At 71.4% G+C, this 18,948-nt stretch carries 16 protein-coding genes, 1 tRNA gene and 1 riboswitch; of the genes, 4 read left to right on the forward strand and 13 right to left on the reverse strand.

The features are described 5' to 3' along the window. Positions 1-81: 81 nt before the first annotated feature. The 3 genes from AB0A74_RS03580 to AB0A74_RS03590 all read right to left on the reverse strand — a co-directional run bounded on the left by AB0A74_RS03580 (position 82) and on the right by AB0A74_RS03590 (position 3,169). The gene (locus AB0A74_RS03580) at positions 82-1,728 is read right to left on the reverse strand and encodes a GGDEF domain-containing protein (RefSeq protein WP_358247314.1); all 1,647 of its coding nucleotides are present in this window, start codon (positions 1,726-1,728) and stop codon (positions 82-84) included. 96 nt (positions 1,729-1,824) lie between these two features. Then, a tRNA-Gln gene (locus tag AB0A74_RS03585) sits at positions 1,825-1,895 on the reverse strand. Positions 1,896-2,020: 125 nt separating this feature from the next. Beyond that, positions 2,021-3,169: an alpha/beta fold hydrolase gene (locus tag AB0A74_RS03590; protein WP_358247315.1), complete on the reverse strand. Its 1,149-nt coding sequence runs from the start codon at positions 3,167-3,169 to the stop codon at positions 2,021-2,023. Between the two features lie 165 nt (positions 3,170-3,334). On the opposite strand from AB0A74_RS03590, the gene AB0A74_RS03595 reads away from it, so the two are divergent. From AB0A74_RS03595 to AB0A74_RS03605, 3 genes are all read left to right on the forward strand, one after another. Next, entirely contained in the window at positions 3,335-4,294 is a 960-nt protein-coding gene (locus AB0A74_RS03595) for an acyl-CoA desaturase (RefSeq protein WP_358247316.1), read from the forward strand. Between the two features lie 104 nt (positions 4,295-4,398). After that, on the forward strand, positions 4,399-4,995 hold the full coding sequence (locus tag AB0A74_RS03600) for a TetR/AcrR family transcriptional regulator (RefSeq protein WP_121223234.1): 597 nt from the start codon (positions 4,399-4,401) through the stop codon (positions 4,993-4,995). An 80-nt stretch (positions 4,996-5,075) separates the two neighbouring features. Beyond that, entirely contained in the window at positions 5,076-5,840 is a 765-nt protein-coding gene (locus AB0A74_RS03605) for a CPBP family intramembrane glutamic endopeptidase (RefSeq protein WP_358247317.1), read from the forward strand. 2 nt (positions 5,841-5,842) lie between these two features. On the opposite strand, the gene AB0A74_RS03610 is transcribed toward AB0A74_RS03605, so the two are convergent. Then, entirely contained in the window at positions 5,843-7,609 is a 1,767-nt protein-coding gene (locus AB0A74_RS03610) for an ABC-F family ATP-binding cassette domain-containing protein (protein WP_358247318.1), read from the reverse strand. Between the two features lie 19 nt (positions 7,610-7,628). After that, positions 7,629-8,594 (reverse strand): 4-(cytidine 5'-diphospho)-2-C-methyl-D-erythritol kinase, encoded by a 966-nt coding sequence (locus AB0A74_RS03615; protein ID WP_358247319.1) that lies wholly within the window; start codon positions 8,592-8,594, stop codon positions 7,629-7,631. Between the two features lie 37 nt (positions 8,595-8,631). On the opposite strand from AB0A74_RS03615, the gene AB0A74_RS03620 reads away from it, so the two are divergent. Next, positions 8,632-9,411 (forward strand): DUF4184 family protein, encoded by a 780-nt coding sequence (locus AB0A74_RS03620; protein WP_358247320.1) that lies wholly within the window; start codon positions 8,632-8,634, stop codon positions 9,409-9,411. Here AB0A74_RS03620 and AB0A74_RS03625 read toward each other — a convergent pair. From AB0A74_RS03625 to rsmI, 8 genes are all read right to left on the reverse strand, one after another. Then, positions 9,374-10,189 (reverse strand): MetQ/NlpA family ABC transporter substrate-binding protein, encoded by an 816-nt coding sequence (locus AB0A74_RS03625; RefSeq protein ID WP_358247321.1) that lies wholly within the window; start codon positions 10,187-10,189, stop codon positions 9,374-9,376. The genes AB0A74_RS03620 and AB0A74_RS03625 overlap by 38 nt on opposite strands. A 443-nt stretch (positions 10,190-10,632) precedes the next feature. Next, positions 10,633-11,319, reverse strand: a complete 687-nt coding sequence (locus AB0A74_RS03630; RefSeq protein WP_358247322.1) for a methionine ABC transporter permease — start codon at positions 11,317-11,319, stop codon at positions 10,633-10,635. Further along, positions 11,316-12,326, reverse strand: a complete 1,011-nt coding sequence (locus tag AB0A74_RS03635; RefSeq protein ID WP_358247323.1) for an ATP-binding cassette domain-containing protein — start codon at positions 12,324-12,326, stop codon at positions 11,316-11,318. Before AB0A74_RS03635 ends, AB0A74_RS03630 begins: the two co-directional genes overlap by 4 nt. A 213-nt stretch (positions 12,327-12,539) precedes the next feature. Then, positions 12,540-12,630, reverse strand: a riboswitch (SAM riboswitch). 86 nt (positions 12,631-12,716) lie between these two features. Then, positions 12,717-13,595, reverse strand: a complete 879-nt coding sequence (rsmA, locus tag AB0A74_RS03640; protein ID WP_358247324.1) for a 16S rRNA (adenine(1518)-N(6)/adenine(1519)-N(6))-dimethyltransferase RsmA — start codon at positions 13,593-13,595, stop codon at positions 12,717-12,719. Between the two features lie 9 nt (positions 13,596-13,604). Beyond that, positions 13,605-15,032, reverse strand: coding sequence for a transglycosylase family protein (locus AB0A74_RS03645; RefSeq protein WP_358247325.1), 1,428 nt, complete (start codon positions 15,030-15,032; stop codon positions 13,605-13,607). A 278-nt stretch (positions 15,033-15,310) separates the two neighbouring features. Further along, on the reverse strand, positions 15,311-16,150 hold the full coding sequence (locus tag AB0A74_RS03650; RefSeq protein WP_358247326.1) for a TatD family hydrolase: 840 nt from the start codon (positions 16,148-16,150) through the stop codon (positions 15,311-15,313). Then, a complete protein-coding gene (metG, locus tag AB0A74_RS03655) occupies positions 16,147-17,940 on the reverse strand; it encodes a methionine--tRNA ligase (protein ID WP_358247327.1) in 1,794 nt (597 codons plus the stop codon). Before metG ends, AB0A74_RS03650 begins: the two co-directional genes overlap by 4 nt. Before the next feature lie 145 nt (positions 17,941-18,085). Next, positions 18,086-18,931, reverse strand: coding sequence for a 16S rRNA (cytidine(1402)-2'-O)-methyltransferase (gene rsmI, locus AB0A74_RS03660; RefSeq protein WP_358247328.1), 846 nt, complete (start codon positions 18,929-18,931; stop codon positions 18,086-18,088). Positions 18,932-18,948: the final 17 nt, after the last annotated feature.

Here is an 18,948-nt window from a genome sequence, read left to right on the forward strand (position 1 = left end):
GGAACGATCACCACCCACCGACCCGATGTGCCCGCAATCACGCCCCGCGACCGCCGCGACCCGCGCGGACCACCGCCGGGGTCAGGATTCGGCCGACGCCTCGCCCTCGACCGCCGCCACCTGGCAGCCGCCCCGGCGCTTGGCCAGGTACATGGCCGAGTCCGCCCGCGCCAACGCCTGGTGCGCCGACTCCCGGGGCCGCACCGAGATCACGCCCACCGACAGCGTCACCCCGCGCGACAGGTCCCCCGGCAACGCCGCCACCGCGTCCACCGCCCGGCCCAGCGCGGCCTCGGCGGCGTGCAGCGGCGCGCCCGGCAGGAGCACCACGAACTCGTCGCCGCCGTACCGCGCCACCAGGTCGTCCCCGCGCAGCGCCTGCCGCAGCGTCGACGCGATCACCCGCAGCACGTCGTCGCCCTCGGCGTGCGAGTGCTTGTCGTTGACCACCTTGAACCCGTCCAGGTCCACCAGCGCGATCGCCATCGGGTGGGTCTGCGCGCTGATCAACGCGCCCAACCGGTCGTCCAGCGCACGCCGGTTCGGCAACCCCGTCAACGGGTCCTGCAACGCCTGTTGCGCGATCGCCCCGTGCGCCCGGGTCAGGCGCTCGTGGTCACGGCGGGTCACCAGGGTGGCGGTGCGGGCCTCCTGCATCTGCCACAGCTCCACCTCCAGCGCGTTCGCGTAGGACTGGAGGGCCGAGGTCGTGTGCTCGCCGTGCGGGCCGGACAGTTGCGCGTACTCGCGGACCAGGCACAGCATCAGCGTCGGCTCGGACGTGTCGTGCTCCAGCCGCGTCCGCGCGTCCGCCAGCACCTGCAGCGCCTGTTGCGGCAACTCCTCCAGCGCCAGGCAGCGGGACAGCGCGATCGACACGATGATCAGCTCGCGCGCGTACATCGACAGCTCGCGCAACCGCCACAGCGGCGCGATGTGCTCGGGTCCCGGCTTGGCCAGGGCGTGCGCCGCGCCGATGATCGGCACCTGCTCGGACGCCGCCCGGTCGCGCCGCCCGGGGTGCAGGGACTCGCGGAACGGGCCCTCGACGGCCTCGGCGATCGCGGAGGCGGTGGCGAACTTGGTCGCCGCCTCCTCCAGGTTGTCCACCCGCTCCAGCCGCAGGCCCCAGCCGATGAGCATGCGGGCCCGGTTCATCAGGTGGATGTAGATCAGGTGCGGCCCGGCGCTGTCCCGGATCGCGTTGTGCGCCCGCGCCAGCACCTGGTCGGCCATCTCGTAGACGCCGAGCTGGGTCAGCACCAGGCCGGTGCTCTGCAACGCGCTGGCCAGCAGCCGGTCCCAGGTGCGCTTGTCCAGCATCGGGTCCGGGGCGAGGTCCTCGTCCAGCATGGCCAGGCCGCTGGCGACCTCGGTCAGCGCCTTGTCCTCGAACCCGCCCAGCAGGTAGCGCCGGCCGCGCAGCGCGTGCGCCTCGGCCTCCAGCACGACCAGGCCGTGCCGGCGGGTGTGGGCGAGCAGCTCGTCCAGCATGGAGTCGGACATGTCCACGAGACCGGGCGTGACCAGCCGGACCACCGCCGCCGCGCGCAGCAGCTGGCCGACGATCCGCGGCTCGCCGCGGGCCTGCGCCTCGGCCAGGAGCTTGTCGACCTCGTGCGTCGCCTCCAGCTGGTCCGAGAGGTGGCTGCTCTGGGCCACGGCGACAAGCTCGCTCGCGCGGCCGACCAGCCACGCGTCGGACATCTCGTGGAGCGCCGGCACCACGTTGCCCTGCTCGTCGACCGCTTCCTCGTGCAGCGACTCACACCCCCATGCAGACGCAGGGTCACCGGGCCGGACGCCCCGGCTCGGCCGCTATCGCTCCGCCACCAGGATTCGAACCTGGACCATCGGAACCAAAATCCGAGGTGCTGCCTTTACACCATGGCGGAACGGACGAGGAGCCCTCGTCCGCGCGAACACATGTTGTCACGACTGGTCCCGGTAGGTCAGCACGACCACTCAACTGGCCGCAATCTGTCGGTGACGTGATCATGACCGTCCGTGTTTCCGCAGGTCAGGAGGGTTCGGTGAGAGAACCCACAAACTCGGTGACGGTCCGCTCGTACGCGGCGGGGTCCACGTTCCACGCCGCCGTGTGCTCCGCGGCGGGCACCTCGACGTACTTCAGCGGCCACCCGAGGGCGTGCGAGGCCGCCGCCAGGTCCCGCGACGCCGACACCGGCACGGTCCCGTCCGCGCCCCCGTGGAACAGCAGCGTCCGCGGCTTGTGCGCGGGCGGGTTGGCCACCAGGTCGAAGCGCTCGAACTCCAGGTCCGCCCGCCAGTCCGAGACCAGCTCGGCGACCGGCACCAGCTGCGTCGGCACGCCCCGGTTGCGCGACTGCAGCTCCAGCGTCTTGGTCCAACTGGTCACGGGCGCGTCGAGCACGACCCCGACCACCTCGTCGGCCTCCCCCGACCGCCCCAGGAACTGCCCGACGATCGCCCCGCCCATGGACCAGCCGTAGAGGACGACGTCCCGCGCGCCGTGCTCGGTCGCGTACCGGACGGCCGCCTCGACGTCCCGCCACTCGGTGTCCCCGAGGTGGAACAGGCCGTCCGGCGACGCGGGCGCGCCGACGTCGTTGCGGTAGGTCACCGCCAGAACGGGTAACCCGGCTTCGTGCAGCGCGGGGAGCACCCGCAGTGCCTCGGCCCGGGTACCGCCCCGGCCGTGCACCGCGACGACCCACGTGGGCGACGTGCCGGGCACCAGCCAGGCGGGCGCGTCGCCCAGTTCGGTGCGGATCGCGACGTCCCGGTGGTCCAGCCCGTGCGCGGACCGGGGGTCGCCGGTCCACACGGCCGTCTCCACGCGCACCTTCGTCCCGACCGCCGGCGCCGACCCGGCCACGACCTCCCGCGTCACGGTGCCGTTCTCGCGCCCGGTGACCTCGCCCACCCGCGCCGCGCCGTCCGGCCACACCAGCCCCCACGTGCCCGGCAGCACGCTGGCGCGCGACTCCGCCAGCGAGACGGTCCCGTCACCCACGGCGGTGACGGTGTCGGGGTAGCCGGGCCGCGCCCGCTCCGGCTCCAGCAGCTGGCCGCTGTAGTACCAGCCGACCCCCACCAAACCACCACTGACCAGCAACAACAGCACGACGAGCAGAACGGCTGCGAGCCGCAGCCGACGTCGGCGGCGAACGTTCGGCGTCCCCATCACCGAATGATGCGCCCGCCGTGATCGACACGCCCGAGATCCTGAGAACACGCCGTGAGTTTCGTCCCGGGTGTGGCGGGAGCGGCCCGACCTAACTTACGCTTCCGTAAGTTACGGTTCCGTAGGTAACCGTGGATGTGCCCCCGAAAACAACGAGGTATACGTATGACCAGCACCCTGGAGAGCAGGCAGACGCCGCGCGGTCCGGAAGACAAAGGCCCCAAGCCGATGATCGACGGCCGACGCGGTCACGTGGAGCAGTTGGGTGTCTACGTGTTCGTGGTCGTGCCGTTCCTGGCCCTGATCGCGGCGGTGCCGTTCGCCTGGGGGTGGGGGTTGGGCTGGCTGGACGTCGCGCTGTTCGTGGCGTTCTACTACCTGTCCGGCCTCGGCGTGACCATCGGCTACCACCGGTACTTCACGCACGGCTCGTTCAAGGCCAACCGGGCGCTGAAGATCGGGTTGGCGATCGCGGGCAGCATGGCGCTGCAGGGCCCGGTGATCGTGTGGGTCGCCGACCACCGCCGCCACCACGCCTTCTCCGACCGCGAGGGCGACCCGCACTCGCCGTGGCTGTTCGGCTCCGGCCCGGTCGCCCTGGCCAAGGGCTTCTGGCACGCCCACATGGGCTGGCTGTTCGAGCGGGACAAGACCAACGCGCAGCGCTTCGCGCCGGACCTGCTGGCCGACAAGGACCTCGTGTGGGTCGATCGGTACTTCTGGCTGTGGACCACGATCAGCCTGCTCGCGCCGGGGGTCCTGGGCGGTCTGATCACGATGTCCTGGACCGGCGCGCTGACCGCGTTCTTCTGGGCGGGCCTGGTGCGCGTGGCGTTCCTGCACCACGTGACGTGGTCGGTGAACTCGATCTGCCACATGGTCGGCGACCGCCCGTTCGCGGCCCGCGACCGCTCCGCCAACGTCTGGGCGCTGGCGATCCTGTCCTTCGGCGAGTCGTGGCACAACCTGCACCACGCCGACCCGACCTGCGCGCGCCACGGCGTCAAGCGCGGCCAGATCGACACGTCCGCGCGGCTGATCTGGCTGTTCGAGAAGTTCGGCTGGGCGCGCGACGTCCGCTGGCCGACCGAGCAGCGCCTGGCCCGGATCAGCGTCAAGAAGTGACTGGTTCACCCGCCCCTCGCCGAGTTGGTGAGGGGCGGGTGTTTAGGGTGACCGGAGTGGCGGGACGACGGCGAGCAGACGAGACCCCGGTCCCGCGCGTGCGGATGACCGGCAAGGAACGACGCGAACAACTCCTCGACGTGGCCCGCGCGCTGTTCGCCGAGAAGGGCTTCGAGGTCACGTCGATCGAGGAGATCGCCCACCGGGCGGGCGTGTCCAAGCCGGTCGTCTACGAGCACTTCGGCGGCAAGGAAGGCATCTACGCGGTGGTCGTGGACCGCGAGATGCAGTACCTGATGGACCACATCGTCAACGCCCTGTCCGGCGGCCACCCCCGGGAACTGCTCGAACAGGCGGCGTGCGCCCTGCTGGACTACATCGAGGGCTCGACCGACGGGTTCCGCATCCTGGTCCGCGACTCCCCCGTGGCGTCCTCGACCGGCACGTTCTCCTCGCTGCTCAACGACATCGCCTCGCAGGTGGAGTCGATCCTGGGCCTGCACTTCTCCCGCCAGGGCTACGACCGCAAGCTGGCCGCGCTCTACAGCCAGGCGCTGGTGGGCATGGTGGCGCTGACCGGCCAGTGGTGGCTGGAGGTCCGCAAGCCGAAGAAGGACGAGGTCGCGGCCCACCTGGTGAACCTGGCCTGGAAGGGCCTGTCCCACATGGACCACAAGCCCCGCCTGCGCACCCGCCGCTGACCCGCTCGTCCGGCGGGATCGCGCGCTCCGCCCCACACTGTGCCCGGACCGTCGGCACGGCGAGGGAGCGCGGAGTGGACGTGGCGGACGGGATCGACAGGGCCGGCACCCGGCGGCTGCCGGTCTGGGGCTTCCTCGCCGTCGTGGTGGCCTACCTCGTGGTGCTCCAGGGCCTGGGCGCGCTGCTCACCCGCGGCATCGACGCCAAGTACGCCGCGCCCTCCACCGCGGACCAGGTGTGGCGGTCCATCACCGTCCCGGTCGGGGCGTCGCTGCTGCTCGGCGTGCTCGTCGTCGCGTACCTGCGCTGGTGGCGGCCGGTGCTGGTGGACGACCGGCCGGTCCGGCGGTGGGTCCTCGCGGTGCCGGTGATCCAGTTGGTCGCCATCGCGTTGATGGTCAACTACGGCGGGCTGGCCGAACGGGGACTCGGGTTCACCGCGTTGTTGCTGCTCTCCGCGTTGTTCGTCGGGTTCGGCGAGGAGCTGATGTTCCGCGGCGTCGGCGTGACCGCGTTCCGCGCCAACGGGTTCAGCGAGGGCAAGGTCGCGCTGTGGACCACGGTGATCTTCGGCGTGGTCCACGCGTCGAACCTGTTCAGCGAGGGCGTCGGGGCGTTCGCCCAGGTCTTCGCCGCGGCGCTGTCCGGGTACTTCTTCTACCTCGGTCGCCGGGTGGGCGGCGGGCTGCTGCTGCCCGCCGTCGTCCACGGCCTCTGGGACTTCTCGCTGATCTCCGGCAGCGTCGTGCCCGGTGAGTCCTACCCGCTGACCATGATCAGCTTCCTCGCGCTGATCGTGCTCACGGTGCTCGTCCTGGTCCGCCGCGAGCACGTCGAGGCCTGACCTCAGCCCTCCGCGGCCTCGGCCGCCACCAGCCACTGCGCCTCGACGTCCTCGGCCTCGGCCAGCACCGACTTCAGCTCGGCGTCCAGCGCCATCAGCCGCTCCGGGTCGGTGGCCGCCTCCGCCAGCTTGGCGTGCAGCTCGGCCTCCTTCTTCTGCAGCTGCTCCAACCGCCGCTCCAACCGGGCCAGCTCCTTGCGCGCCGCGCGCTGGTCGGCCGCCGACGACGGGGCCTTCTGCACCGCGGCCGGCGCCGGGGCCGACGCGACCGCGGCGTCACGGCGGCGCAGGTACTCCTCGATCCCGCCGGGCAGGTCGGTCAGCCGCCCGTCGCCGAACAACGCCACCACCTGGTCGCACACCCGCTCGACCAGGTACCGGTCGTGCGAGATCACCACCAGCGTCCCGGGCCACGAGTCGAGCAGGTCCTCCAGCTGTTGCAGCGTGTCGATGTCCAGGTCGTTGGTCGGCTCGTCGAGCAGCAGCACGTTCGGCTCGGCCATCAGCAACCGGCACAGCTGCAACCGCCGCCGCTCACCGCCGGACAGGTCCCCGACCGGCGTCCACTGCCGCTGCGACGAGAACCCGAACCGCTCGGCCAGCTGGGACGCCGACATCTCCTGCTTGCCCAGCACGACCCGCCGCGCGACCTCCTCGACCGCCTCCAGCACCCGCATCGACCCGTCCAGGTCGTGCAGCTCCTGCGACAGGTGGGCGAGCTTGACCGTCTGGCCCTGGATCCGGCGACCGCCGTCGAGGTCGCGTTCACCGGCCAGCGCCCGCAGCAACGTCGTCTTGCCGGACCCGTTCACGCCCACGATGCCGATCCGGTCGCCCGGTCCGATCCGCCACGTCAGGTCCCGCACCAGCGTGCGGTCGCCGACGGTCAGCGTGGTGTCCTCCAGCTCCAGCACCGTCCGACCCAGCCGGCGCTTGGCGAAGGCGAGCAGCTCGACGTTGTCCCGGGGCGGCGGCACGTCGGAGATCAGGGCCTCGGCGGCCTCGATCCGGTAGCGGGGCTTGGACGTCCGGGCCGGCGCGCCGCGGCGCAGCCACGCCAGCTCCTTGCGCGCGAGGTTGCGGCGCTTCTCCTCCACCGCGTCGGCCAGCCGGGCGCGCTCGGCGCGGGCGAAGATCCAGTCCGCGTAGCCGCCCTCGTACTGCTCGACCCGGCCGCCCACGACCTCCCAGGTCCGGGTGCACACGGTGTCCAGGAACCACCGGTCGTGGGTCACGACCACCAGCGCCGTTCGGCGGGCCAGCAGGTGGTCGGCCAGCCAGCGCACGCCCTCGACGTCGAGGTGGTTGGTCGGCTCGTCCAGCACCACCAGGTCCAGCTCGCGCACCAGCGCCGCGGCCAGCGCCACCCGCCGCCGCTCGCCACCGGACATGGTCCCCACGACCGAGTCCAGCCCCAGCGCGGTGATGCCCAGGCCGTCCAGGATGTTGCGCACGCGGGTGTCGGCCGCCCACTCGTGCTCGGCGTCGAACCCCAGCGGGTCGATCACGGCGTTGCGGACGGTGGAGTCCGGCGGCAGCTCGGTGCGCTGCGTGACGACCGCCATCCGGACGTCGCGCTGCCGGCTGACCCGCCCGTCGTCGGGTTCGGCGACGCGGGCGAGCACCTCCAGCAGCGTGGTCTTGCCACCGCCGTTGAGCCCGACGACGCCGATCCGGTCGCCCGCACCCACGCCCAGCGACACCGAGTCCAGCAGCGGACGCACACCGAACGACTTGGAGACGGTCTCCAAGTTGACCAAGTTGGCCATCAACACAACCTTCAGCTAGTTACGCGTGGACTTCGGGCGGCGTCGGCCGCGGGGTCTCCTCCGCCCCGACGACCCGCGCCCCGGGCACCGGCCCCTGCGCGACCCGCACCGTCCGGCACACGCCCGCCCCGGCCAGCTCGGCCGCCACGCGGACCGCCGAGTCGCCGTCGGTGCACAGGAACGCGCACGTCGGACCCGAGCCGGACACCATGCCCGCCAACGCGCCCGCGTTGACCCCGGCGCGCAGCGTGCGGCGCAGGTTGGGGCGCAGGGACACGGCGGCGGCCTGGAGGTCGTTGCCCAGCAGCAGCGCGAGCTGCCGCGGGTCGCCGGACGCCAGGCCCTCCAGCACGGCCTCGGCGGGACCCACCCGCGGCGGGTCGCCGTCGGCGCGCAACCGGTCCAGCTCGTCGAACACCTCGGGCGTGGACAGGCCGCGCCGGTCGAAGGCCAGCACCCAGTGGAACGTGTGCCGCGCCAGCACGGGGACGATCTGGTCGCCCCGGTCGGTGCCCAGCGCGGTGCCGCCGTAGAGGGCGAACGGGACGTCCGCGCCGATCTTCGCGGCCAGGCCCGCCAGCTCGTCGCGCCCGATCTCCAGCCGCCACAGGGCGGCCAGGCCGACCAGGGTGGCGGCGGCGTCGGCGCTGCCGCCCGCCATTCCGCCCGCGACCGGGATGGACTTGCGGATCACCACCCGGACCTTGGGGTCGTCCACGTCGCGCCCGACGTGGGCGGCCAGCGCGCGCACGGCCCGCCAGGCCAGGTTGGACGGACCGGTGGGCACGGCGTCCGCGCCCTCCCCGTGCACCTCGACCCCGGGGTCGTCGGCGACCGCGACCGTCACCTCGTCGGTCAGGGACAGCGCCTGGAAGATCGTGACCAGGTCGTGGTAGCCGTCCGCGCGCGTCTCCCCGACGGCCAGGTGCAGGTTGACCTTGGCCGGGACGCGGACGGTGACCGGTGGCGGAACGACGGCGAGCACATAAAGAGCCTACGGGTTGTGCCCAAGAATCGGCTTCGTGCCGTTCACCGTCTCGCACGTGGCCGCGGTCGTGCCGCTCGCCCGGCGTCCCCTGGTCCCCTCCGCGCTGGTCATCGGCTCGATGGCGCCGGATCTGCCGTACTTCGCGGCGGTCCGGCCGTGGGGTGGTGAGCTGACCCACACCTGGTGGGGCGTCGCCGTGGTGGACGTGCCGATCGCGCTGCTCGCCCTGGCGCTCTACCGCGTGGTCCTGCACGAACCGGTGATGGCCCTGCTCCCCGGACGCGTGCGGGAGAAGGCGGCCGGCCTGCCCGCGCCGCGCTTCGGTCCGGCGTTGCCGCTGTCGGCGTTCGTCGGCGCGCTGACCCACGTCCTGTGGGACGGCTTCACCCACTCGGATGGCTGGGCGTTGCGCTTCCTGCCCTGGCTGGGGCGCGACGTGGTGCCGGGCCTGGGCGCGTACAAGGTCGCGCAGTGGCTGAGCGGTCTGGCCGGTGCTGTCGTCGTGGTGTGGTGGTGCCGGCGTTCCCTGGCCCGTGCCCCCGAGCTGCCGGTGCCCGCGCACTGCGCCCCACCGGCCCGTCCGGCTGTCGCCCGTGGGGGGTTGGTGCTGTTCGCGCTGGTCTTCACGGCCCTGGTGATCGACGGGCCGGAGCCGGAGGACTACCTGGTCGACGCGGTGATCGCCGTGCTGAGCGGTCTGGCGCTCGGTCTCGGCGCCTACAGAGCACTGCGCGCCCTCGGCCGGAGCCGAGAGCGCGCAGGCACCCGAGAACGGGTCAGACCGCGAGGACCGACCCGGAGAACGTCTGCTTGATGTAGTCCTTGACCTGCGGGGACTGCAGCAGCGCGAGCAGGTCCTTGATCCGCTTGTCGTCCTTGAGCTCGGCGCGGGTGACCAGGCCGTTGGCGTTGGGGTTGCCTTCGGCCTTCTCCAGCGCGAGGGCGTCGTTGGCGGGCTTGAGGCCGGCGTCGATCGCGTAGTTGCCGTTCACGACGGAGGCGTCGGTGTCCTCCAGCGACCGCGGTAGCTGCGCCGCCTCCAGCTCCACGAACTCCAGGTTCTTGGGGTTCTCGGCGATGTCGCGGATGGTCGCGGTCTTCTCCGCGCCCGGCTTGATCTTGATCAGGCCGTTGTCCTGGAGCAGCCGCAGGCCGCGGGCCTCGTTGGTGGCGTCGTTGGCGACGGCCACCTTCGCGCCGTCGGGCAGGTCGGCGAGCTTCTTGTGCTTCTTGGAGTAGACGCCGAGCGGCTCGATGTGGACGGGCCCGATCCACTCCAGCTTCGCGCCGCTCTCGGACTTAAAGGTGTCCAGGTAGGGCACGGTCTGGAAGTAGTTGGCGTCCAGCGAGCCGTCGACCAGCGCGGTGTTCGGCTGGACGTAGTCGGTGAACTCGACGACCTCGATCTTGAGGCCCTTGTCCTTGGCCAGGTTGTCCGCGACGTACCGCAGCACCTGGGCGTGCGGGACGGGGCTGACGCCCACCTTGAGCGCCGCATCCGGATCCGAAGCGGCACCGCCGGTCTGACCACTCCCGCAGCCGACCGCGGTCAGCAGCACGGCGACGAGGGCGGCACTGATACGCCTACGCATGGGAAATTTTTCCTTCAGTCAACTAAAAATTTCAGTCGGGTGGTGGGGTTGAACGGCAACGACGACGAGCACGGCGCACGTGGCGCGCGGCGCGCACGACGGGCGTGGCGGACGCGACGGGCGTGACGGGCACGACGGCGACCGGCTCCGACGCGGGTCGGGGCTGGGCTTGCGGCTCGGGCCGGGGCTTGCGCTCCGGCTTCGGGCTGGACTTGCGCGCCGACTCTCGGCCGGGGCGGGTGCTCCGGCTCGCGGGTTCGGCCGGCGGGTTCGGGCCGGCGGGTTCGGCCCGGCGGGTTCGGGCCGGCGGGTTCGGGCCGGCGGGTTCGGGCCGGCGGGCTCGCGGGCTTGGGCTTGGCGGCTTGGGCGCTCGGGTCCGGCGGTTCGGGCTCGCGGACCCGGGTCCGGCACTCGCCATGAGCGAGTGGCTCGGCGTGGACGGGTCAGACGGTGGAGGCGTGCCGGCGGCGGTCCACTGCTCGGGACACCCGGTTCGAGATCAGCTGGATGAGTGTCGCGATGACCGCCAGCACCGCCACGGTCGTCCACAGGTACCGGTCGTCGAAGCGCTGGTAGCCCATCCGCACCGCCACGTCGCCGAGACCTCCACCGCCGACCACGCCCGCCAGGGCGGAGTAGCCGAGGATGGCGATGGCGGTGACGCCGACGGCGTTGATCATCGCCGGCAGCGACTCGCGCATCAGGACCGAGCGGACGATCTTGAACGTGGACGCCCCCGTGGTGACCGCGGCCTCCACCACCGAGAAGTGCACTTCCGCCAGCACGTTCTGCACCAGCCGGCCGACGAACGGGATCGCGCCCACCGCGAGCGGCACGATCGCCGCCGTCGGTCCGATGGTGTTGCCCAACAACAAGCGGGTGAACGACATCAGCAGGATCAGCAGGACCAGGAACGGCATCGACCGCCCCAGGTCCACGATGAAGCCGAGCAGGTTGTGCACCACCGGCTTCGGCCGCAACCCGCCGGGAGCGGTGAGTTGCAGCCAGATGCCGACGGGAATGCCGAGCAGCACAGCGATCAGGGTGGAGACGGCCACCATGTAGAGGGTCTGGCCGGTGGCGACCAGGACGCCGTCGAACACGGTGGACCAGGGTGTTGCAGACCTCACGCAGCTACTCCCTGCGGACCGGTCAGGGTCCGCCGCACTGCCCCACCCGCGTCCGCGATGAATTCGAGCGCCGAGTCGGCGCGTTCTCCGTTCAGGCCGACGCGGAAGCGCGCGACCGGGGTTTCGCCGAGCCGGGTCAGGCCGCCGCCGAGCAGGTTCAGCTCGACGCCGAACCGCGAGGTGGCCTCCGGCAGCAGCGCGCCGACCGCGGCGAAGCCGACCAGCACCACGTCCGCCACGCGGTCGTAGGCCTTCTCGGCGGCCGGGTTCTGGTCGACGGCGGGCAGCAGCGACGAGGCCGTGCGGGAACCGGCGTCGGCGACCAGGTCGAGCACCTTGCCGTGCTCCACCACGCGGCCGTCCTCCAGCACCGCGACGTCGTCGCAGATCTTGCGGACCACGCCCATGTCGTGGGTGACCACGAGGACCGTCACGCCCAGCTCGGCGCGCGCCCGGTCCAGCACGGTCAGCACGGAGCCGGTGGTCTCGGGGTCCAGGGCGGAGGTCGGTTCGTCGGCCAGCAGCACCGACGGGCTGGCGGCGAGGGCGCGCGCCACGGCGATGCGCTGGCGCTGCCCGCCGGAAAGCTGGTCGGGGTAGGAGCCGGCCTTGTCGGTCAGGCCGACCAGGTCGAGCAGCTCGGCGACGCGGGTGCGGCGCTGCGGGCCGGGGACGCCGGCGGACTCCAGCGGCAGCGCCACGTTGCCCGCGGCGGTGCGCTGACGCAGCAGCGAATCCCCTTGCGGCACAACGCCGATCTGGCGACGGGCGTTGCGCAGGGCGGTGCCGCCCAGGGAGACCAGGTCGGTGCCGTCGACGCGGATCGCGCCGCTGTCGGGGCGCTCCAGGAGCGCGACGCACCGGGCCAGGGTGGACTTGCCCGCCCCGCTGGGGCCGACGACGCCGAGGACGGTGCCCGCGGCGACGTCCAGGTTCACGCCGTCCAGTGCGCGAACCTGTCCGGTACTCCCGGGGAAGGTCTTGGTGAGGTTCTCGACAGTGATCACGTTTTCGCTCCACGACTGCACGCGGCAGCGCACGCTCGTGGCGTGCGCGTCCGGGGACTCAGCTCAGGTAGATGCCCAGCGCGGTAGGGCGCGTAGGGCGGCGAGGACTTGAGAGGCGCCTAGGCTTCTAGTAGCTGCGACAGCCCGATACCGTGCGGCGGCCGTGGTCGACGACTCGCCGTCGAGTGAGCATTCGCATCCTGGGCACGTGATCCTCCATCGATCCTGGCTGAAGCACCTGCCCCATGGGGGGTGGTTGCTGCGGCGTCGTGGAGCCAGGTCTCTCGGCCGCTCGGGATGGCAGCACGAGTACACCCGACGGACCTGCCCGAACGCAAGCCTGGACGCGGATCGTTCGTCAAATCACACTTTCGGCCGAAAGATCACCGGCTAGATTGATGAGGCGGCTTCGGCTATCCGGACGAAATCTCCTACGTCCAGTTGTTCGCCCCGCGCGCCCGGGTCCACACCCGCGCTGACCAGCAGTTGCTCGGCCTTGGCGGCCGATCCGGCCCAACCGGCGAGCGCCCCGCGCAACACCTTGCGCCGCTGCGCGAAAGCCGCGTCCACCAACGAGAACACGGTTTTCTGGTCCACTGTGGACAGGGGCGCGTGGCGCTCGAACGCGACCAGCGCGGAGTCCACGTTGGGCACCGGCCAGAACACCTGGCGCGACACCGGCCCGGCCCGGCGGGCGTCGGCGTACCAGGCGAGCTTGACGCTCGGGACGCCGTAGACCTTGCTGCCGGGACCCGCCGCCATGCGGTCGGCGACCTCCGCCTGGACCATCACCAGGCCCGTGCGGAGGGTGGGCAGTTCGGCCAAGAGGTGCAGCACCACCGGCACTGCCACGTTGTAAGGGAGGTTCGCCACCAGGGCCGTGGGCTCTTCGGGGAACTGGTCGGCGGTGACGCGCATCGCGTCGGCCTCGATCACCGTGAGCCGCGAGGCCGGCTCGGGCGCGCGCTCGGCGGCCGTCCGCGGGAGTCGCCGGGCCAGGACCGGGTCGATCTCGACGGCCACCGTGGCGCGACACGAGGGCAGCAACGCCAGCGTCAGGGAGCCCAGGCCGGGACCGACCTCCAGGACCACGTCGTCGGGCCGCAGGTCCGCAGAAGCGACGATCTTGCGCACGGTGTTGGGGTCGTGGACGAAGTTCTGCCCCAGCTTCTTGGTGGGGCGGATGTCCAGCTCGGCGGCCAGCCGACGAACGTCGGCCGGGCCGAGGAGCGCACTCCCCGGCCCGGCTGACGATGAAGCGTCACTCACAGGTGAAACTTACGGCAGGCCCAGCTTCTGCTGGCAGTGGGGCCACGCCGAGTAGCCGCCGCGGGCGTCGCGGAGCTTGGTCGCGATGGCGATCTGCTGCTCGCGGGTGGCCTGGTGGGGGTACTCGGCGTACTGCCGGCCGCCGTACGCGTCCCACGTGCCCTTGTTGAACTGGAGGCCGCCGTAGTAGCCGTTGCCGGTGTTGATGGCCCAGTTGCCGGTGGCCTCGCAGTAGGCCAGCCGGTCCCAGATCTCGCCGTCCGGCGGGAGCTTGGTGCCGACCTTGACCCTCTTCGGCTTGGCCTCCTTGACGACCTTCGCGCCCAGCTTCTCGCGGTTGGTCTCCTGGCCGTTCTTGATCGTCACGCGGTAGGTGACGATCTGCTCGCCGGCCTCGCCCGGGTCCAGGACCTCTTTCTGGCCCTTCATCATCGAGTCGTCCGGGACCTCCTCGACGGGCGGCGCGATGGCCTCCGTCGCGTTGATCACCGACACGCCCGTGCGGGAGATGTGGACCTCGGCGCCGTTGGTGATGCGCAGGTCGCCCGCGGTCTCCAGCTTGTCGTCCGGGCCCAGCGTGAGGTTCTGGGTCTTGAGCAGCTCGTCCACCGTCACGGCGGTGGTCTGGATCTGCTGCGGCTGGTTGCCGCCGTCGTACAGCGTGATCGTCTTGAGACTCTTGACCTCCAGCGACAGGCCGGACAGCGGGACGTCCATGCCGCGGTCGTGGGAGAGCCACGCGCCCTCGTCGTCGACCTTGAGCTGGTCCAGGGCCTCGTCCACGGTGACCGAGCGGACCCAGCCCTCGCGCTGCTCGCCGTCCACGGTGAGCTTGACCAGGCGACCGCGGTCCAGCGAGATCTTGCCGCCGTCGGAGACCTTCGCCTGGGGGGACGGGCTGAGCGCGTCGTGCTCGCCGATCGTGATGCCCTCGTCGGCGAGGATCTCGCCGACCGTGGACTCGTAGGTGTGGACGGTCTTCGTCTCGCCGTCGACGTCGACGGTGACGGCCTTGTCCATCGCGATGGCGGTGGCGCCGCCGCCGGAGATGCCCACCAGGACGGTGGCGACGGCGGCCTTGAGGAAGCGGCGCTTCCACTTCCCGGCGGCTTCGACCAGGGCGGCGGGCGGTGCGCTGGGCTTCTCGACAGCCAGGCCGCCGGCGACACGGTCCTGGGAGACCTCGTCCGGGATGATGATCGGGGGGAGGAGCGTCGTCTCGGCGTTGATGAGCTTGATCAGCTCGTCGACGTCGACGTTCGCGTTGGCCAGCAGTTCGTCCGCGTCGGGTCCGAGGACCTCCAGGACGTCGTCCGGCGTGATGCTGAAGACCGTGGTCTCCCAGTCGGACCAGTCCGGCTCGGGTCTGTCCAGGACATCGACGCTGGTCGATTTCACGGGCGTAAACCAGTCGGTGTCCTCGTTGAACGAGTTCACGGGGTTCCATACCTCCTGAAGGCGCGAAGCCGTGCTCCGCGCACGTTCGGTGTCGGCGGTCAGCTAGTGATCTCCGGCAACTCCCGTGCGTGTCGACTTCTCGCTTCTGGCTACGTAGACCCGCCCCGACTGCGGGTGCGCCCCACGGGACTTTCGAACATGGGGCACGGTCACGGGACCGTAACGGGTGTACGGGGGTTGTGCAAACACCCCGATCGGCGTTGTGAGTTCGCTCACCCCGTCAGGGGAGCAAGGTGGTCCGCCGATCGTCGTAAGCACTACTGCGACTGCACCAAGTCACTGAGCCCGAAGACCCGCTCGGCGTTTCGGGTGACAGTTGACGCTAGTTCCGCTGGTTCGAGATCACGCAGTGTCGCGAGGTCGCGGAGCGTGTAGTTGGCGCAGAAGGGCTCGTTCGGGCGACCTCGGAACGGGTGCGGGGTCAGGAACGGCGCGTCGGTCTCCACCAACAGGTGGTCCGCCGGCACCCACCGCGCCGCTTCCCGCAGGGCGTGGGCGTTCTTGAAGGTCACCGTGCCGGCGAACGACAGCACGAACCCCCGGTCCACACAGGACCGCGCGAACGCGAGGTCGCCGGAGAAGCAGTGGAAGACCACAGTGGACGGCGCGCCCTCCTCGTCCAGGACCTTGAGGATGTCGTCGTGCGCTTCCCGGTCGTGGATCATCAGCGGCTTGCCGACGCGCTTGGAAAGCTCGATGTGCCAACGGAAAGCGTCGTGCTGGGCGGCCGGCGGGGCGTAGTCCCAGTAGTAGTCCAGGCCGGTCTCGCCGACCGCGACCACGCGCGGCCGGGCGGCCAGGCGCTCCAGTTCGGACCGGTCGGCGTCGGTGAACTCCGACGTGCGGGTCGGGTGCAGGGCGACGGCGGCGAAGACCCGGTCGTCCCACGTGGCGGCCTCGGCGGCCCACCGGGCGGACTCGACCGTGTCCGCGACGGTGATCACCCGGTCGACACCGGCGGCGTTCGCCCGGTCGAGCATCCCTCTTACCTGCTCGGGTGTTTCCGCGCCGCAGGCGTCGAGGTGGGTGTGGGCGTCGACCACCGGCGCCGGAAGCGCTTCCGGGACCGGTGGCCGCTCGCCCTTGCGCGGGGTCACGAGGTGACGATCGGGGCCCACTCCGGGCCGGTCTCCGCCAGCTCCGGCGCGAGCTTGGCGAACAGCGGCGCGGGCTTGGCCAGCGGCCGGCCCACCTCGATCGGCGTGGACTCCCACTTGGCCTGCTCGGCCGCGTAGTCACCGGTGAGCACCGGGTACTTGCGGTCGGGCACGTCGAGGTCGGTGACCTCGTTGATCGACGGCTGGGCCGACCACACGCCGGTGCCGCCCAACGCCTCGTGCACCTTCTGCGCCGAGTGCGGCAGGAACGGCGTGAGCAGCGCGTTCGCGTCCTGGACGACCTGCAGCGCGGTGTGCAGGACGGTGTCGCGGCGCGCCGGGTCGTCCTTGAGCTTCCACGGCTCCTGGTCGGACAGGTAGCGGTTGGCCGCGCCGACGACCTTCATCGCCTCGCCCACGGCCTGCTTGAACCGCGACCGCCGCAGGTTCGAGCCGACGACGTCGAAAGCGGCCCTGGACTGCTGGAGGAGCGCCTCGTCGGCGTCGGTGCGGGTGCCCGGGGTCGGGACCGCGCCGACGTTCTTGTGCGCCATCGAGATGGACCGGTTGACCAGGTTGCCCCACTCGTTGGCCAGCTCGAAGTTGGTGCGGCGGACGAACTCGTCCCAGGTGAAGTCGGTGTCCTGGTTCTCCGGGCCGGCCACGGAGATGAAGTAGCGCAGCGCGTCCGGGCCGAACTCGCGCAGGAAGTCCGTCACGTAGATGACGGTGCCGCGCGAGGTGGAGAACTTCGAGCCGCTCATGGTGAGGAACTCGCTGGAGACGACCTCGGTCGGCAGGTTCAGCTCGCCGAACACGCCCGGCTGCCCGCCCTTGGCGCCCTGGCCGTTCTGGCCGAGCAGGAGCGAGGGCCACATCAGGGAGTGAAAGGTGATGTTGTCCTTGCCCATGAAGTAGTAGCCCTGGGCGTCGCCGGTCCAGAACTCCTTCCAGGCGTCGTCGTCACCGCTGCGGCGCGCCCACTCGACGCTGGCGCTCAAGTACCCGATCACCGCGTCGAACCACACGTAGAACCGCTTGAGCGGCTGGTCGCGCCACCCGTCCAGGGGGATCGGCACGCCCCAGTCGAGGTCGCGGGTGATCGCGCGCGGGCGGAGGTCCTTGATCAGGTTCTGGCTGAACTTGAGCACGTTCGGGCGCCACTCGGTGCGCGTCCGGAGCCAGCCGCCGAGCGCGTCGACGAACTGCGGCAGGTCCAGGAACAGGTGCTCGGTCTCGACGAACTTCGGCGTCTCGCCGTTGATCCGGCTGCGCGGGTTCTTCAGGTCGATGGGGTCGAGCTGGTTGCCGCAGTTGTCGCACTGGTCGCCGCGCGCGCCGTCGTACCCGCAGATCGGGCAGGTGCCCTCGATGTAGCGGTCGGGCAGGGTCCGGCCGGTGGACGGGCTGATGGCGCCCATCTCCGTCTTCGGGATGACGTACCCGTTGTTGTAGAGGGCGAGGAAGAGGTCCTGCACCACCTTGTAGTGGTTGCCGGTGGTGGTGCGGGTGAACAGGTCGTAGGACAGGCCCAGCCCGTGCAGGTCCTCGGCGATGACGCGGTTGTACTTGTCGGCCAGCTCGCGCTCGGTGAGCCCCTCCTTCTCCGCCTGGACGGAGATGGGGGTGCCGTGCTCGTCCGTGCCGGACACCATCAGCACCCGGTGCCCCGACATCCTCATGTAGCGCGAGAACACGTCGGAGGGGACACCGAACCCTGATACGTGACCGATGTGACGGGGCCCGTTGGCATACGGCCACGCCACCGCGGTCAACACGGAGGCACTCATGGGCCAAGCCTACGGAGCCCCCGCCACTCCGTTTCGCGCGGCTCGCCGTCCGAAGGGCGACACGGTCCCGCCGCCCGGTTCGGACCGGGCGGCGTGGTGCGGGGCGCCGAGCCGGCCGGCGCCTCGCGGTCGCCCGAGCCGCCCGTCAGCCTCCGCTGACCACGGCGTCGTACAGGGCCTTCTTGCTCACGCCCGCCGCCTGCGCCACCTCGGCCGCCGCCGCCTTGAGCCGCTCGCCGTCCGCGACCCGCTGCTTGACCTCGGCGACCAGCGACTCCATCGAGGGACCCTCCGTCGGGGCAGCCGGTCCCAGGACCACCGTGATCTCGCCCTTCACGCCCTCGGCCGCCCATTCGGCCAGCTCACCGAGCCCGCCGCGCCGCACCTCCTCGTAGGTCTTCGTCAGCTCCCGGCACACCGCCGCCCGCCGGTCCTCCCCCAGCACGGACGCCGCGTCCGCCAGGGTGGCCGCCAGCCGATGGGGTGATTCGAAGAACACGCACGTGCGCGGTTCCGAAGCCAATGCCGCGAACCAGCGCTGCCGCTCCCCTTGCTTGCGCGGCGGGAAGCCCTCGAAGCAGAAGCGGTCCGACGGGAGCCCCGAGACGGCCAGGGCCGTGGTCACCGCCGAAGGACCCGGCAGGCACGTCACCACCAGCCCCTCCTCGACGCACGCCGCGACCAGGCGGTAGCCCGGGTCGGACACGCTGGGCATGCCGGCGTCGGTCACCAGCAGCACGGTCTTGCCGGCGTGCAGCGACTCCAGCAGGCCGGGCAGGCGGCTGGTCTCCACCTGGTCGTAGAAGCTCACCACCCGCCCGCCGACCTCGACGTCGAGCGCCGCCGCCAACGAGCGCAGCCGCCGTGTGTCCTCGGCCGCGACCACGTCCGCCGTGGCCAGGGCGTCGACCAGCCGCGCCGAAGCGTCTCGGACGTCGCCGAGCGGAGTAGCGGCGAGCACCAAACGGCCTGATCCGGATACAGGTCTCACACCGTTCACCCTACGAT

Source organism: Saccharothrix sp. NPDC042600 (assembly GCF_040647305.1).
GTDB lineage: Bacteria > Actinomycetota > Actinomycetes > Mycobacteriales > Pseudonocardiaceae > Actinosynnema > Actinosynnema mutabilis.

Bases quoted from the DNA above. Each gene is read 5' to 3' on its own strand.
- AB0A74_RS03625 (WP_358247321.1), bottom strand. From the start codon at position 10,189: ATGCGTAGGCGTATCAGTGCCGCCCTCGTCGCCGTGCTGCTGACCGCG.
- AB0A74_RS03595 (WP_358247316.1), top strand. From the start codon at position 3,335: ATGACCAGCACCCTGGAGAGCAGGCAGACGCCGCGCGGTCCGGAAGAC.
- AB0A74_RS03590 (WP_358247315.1), bottom strand. From the start codon at position 3,169: ATGGGGACGCCGAACGTTCGCCGCCGACGTCGGCTGCGGCTCGCAGCC.
- AB0A74_RS03610 (WP_358247318.1), bottom strand. From the start codon at position 7,609: ATGGCCAACTTGGTCAACTTGGAGACCGTCTCCAAGTCGTTCGGTGTG.
- metG (WP_358247327.1), bottom strand. From the start codon at position 17,940: ATGAGTGCCTCCGTGTTGACCGCGGTGGCGTGGCCGTATGCCAACGGG.
- AB0A74_RS03600 (WP_121223234.1), top strand. From the start codon at position 4,399: ATGACCGGCAAGGAACGACGCGAACAACTCCTCGACGTGGCCCGCGCG.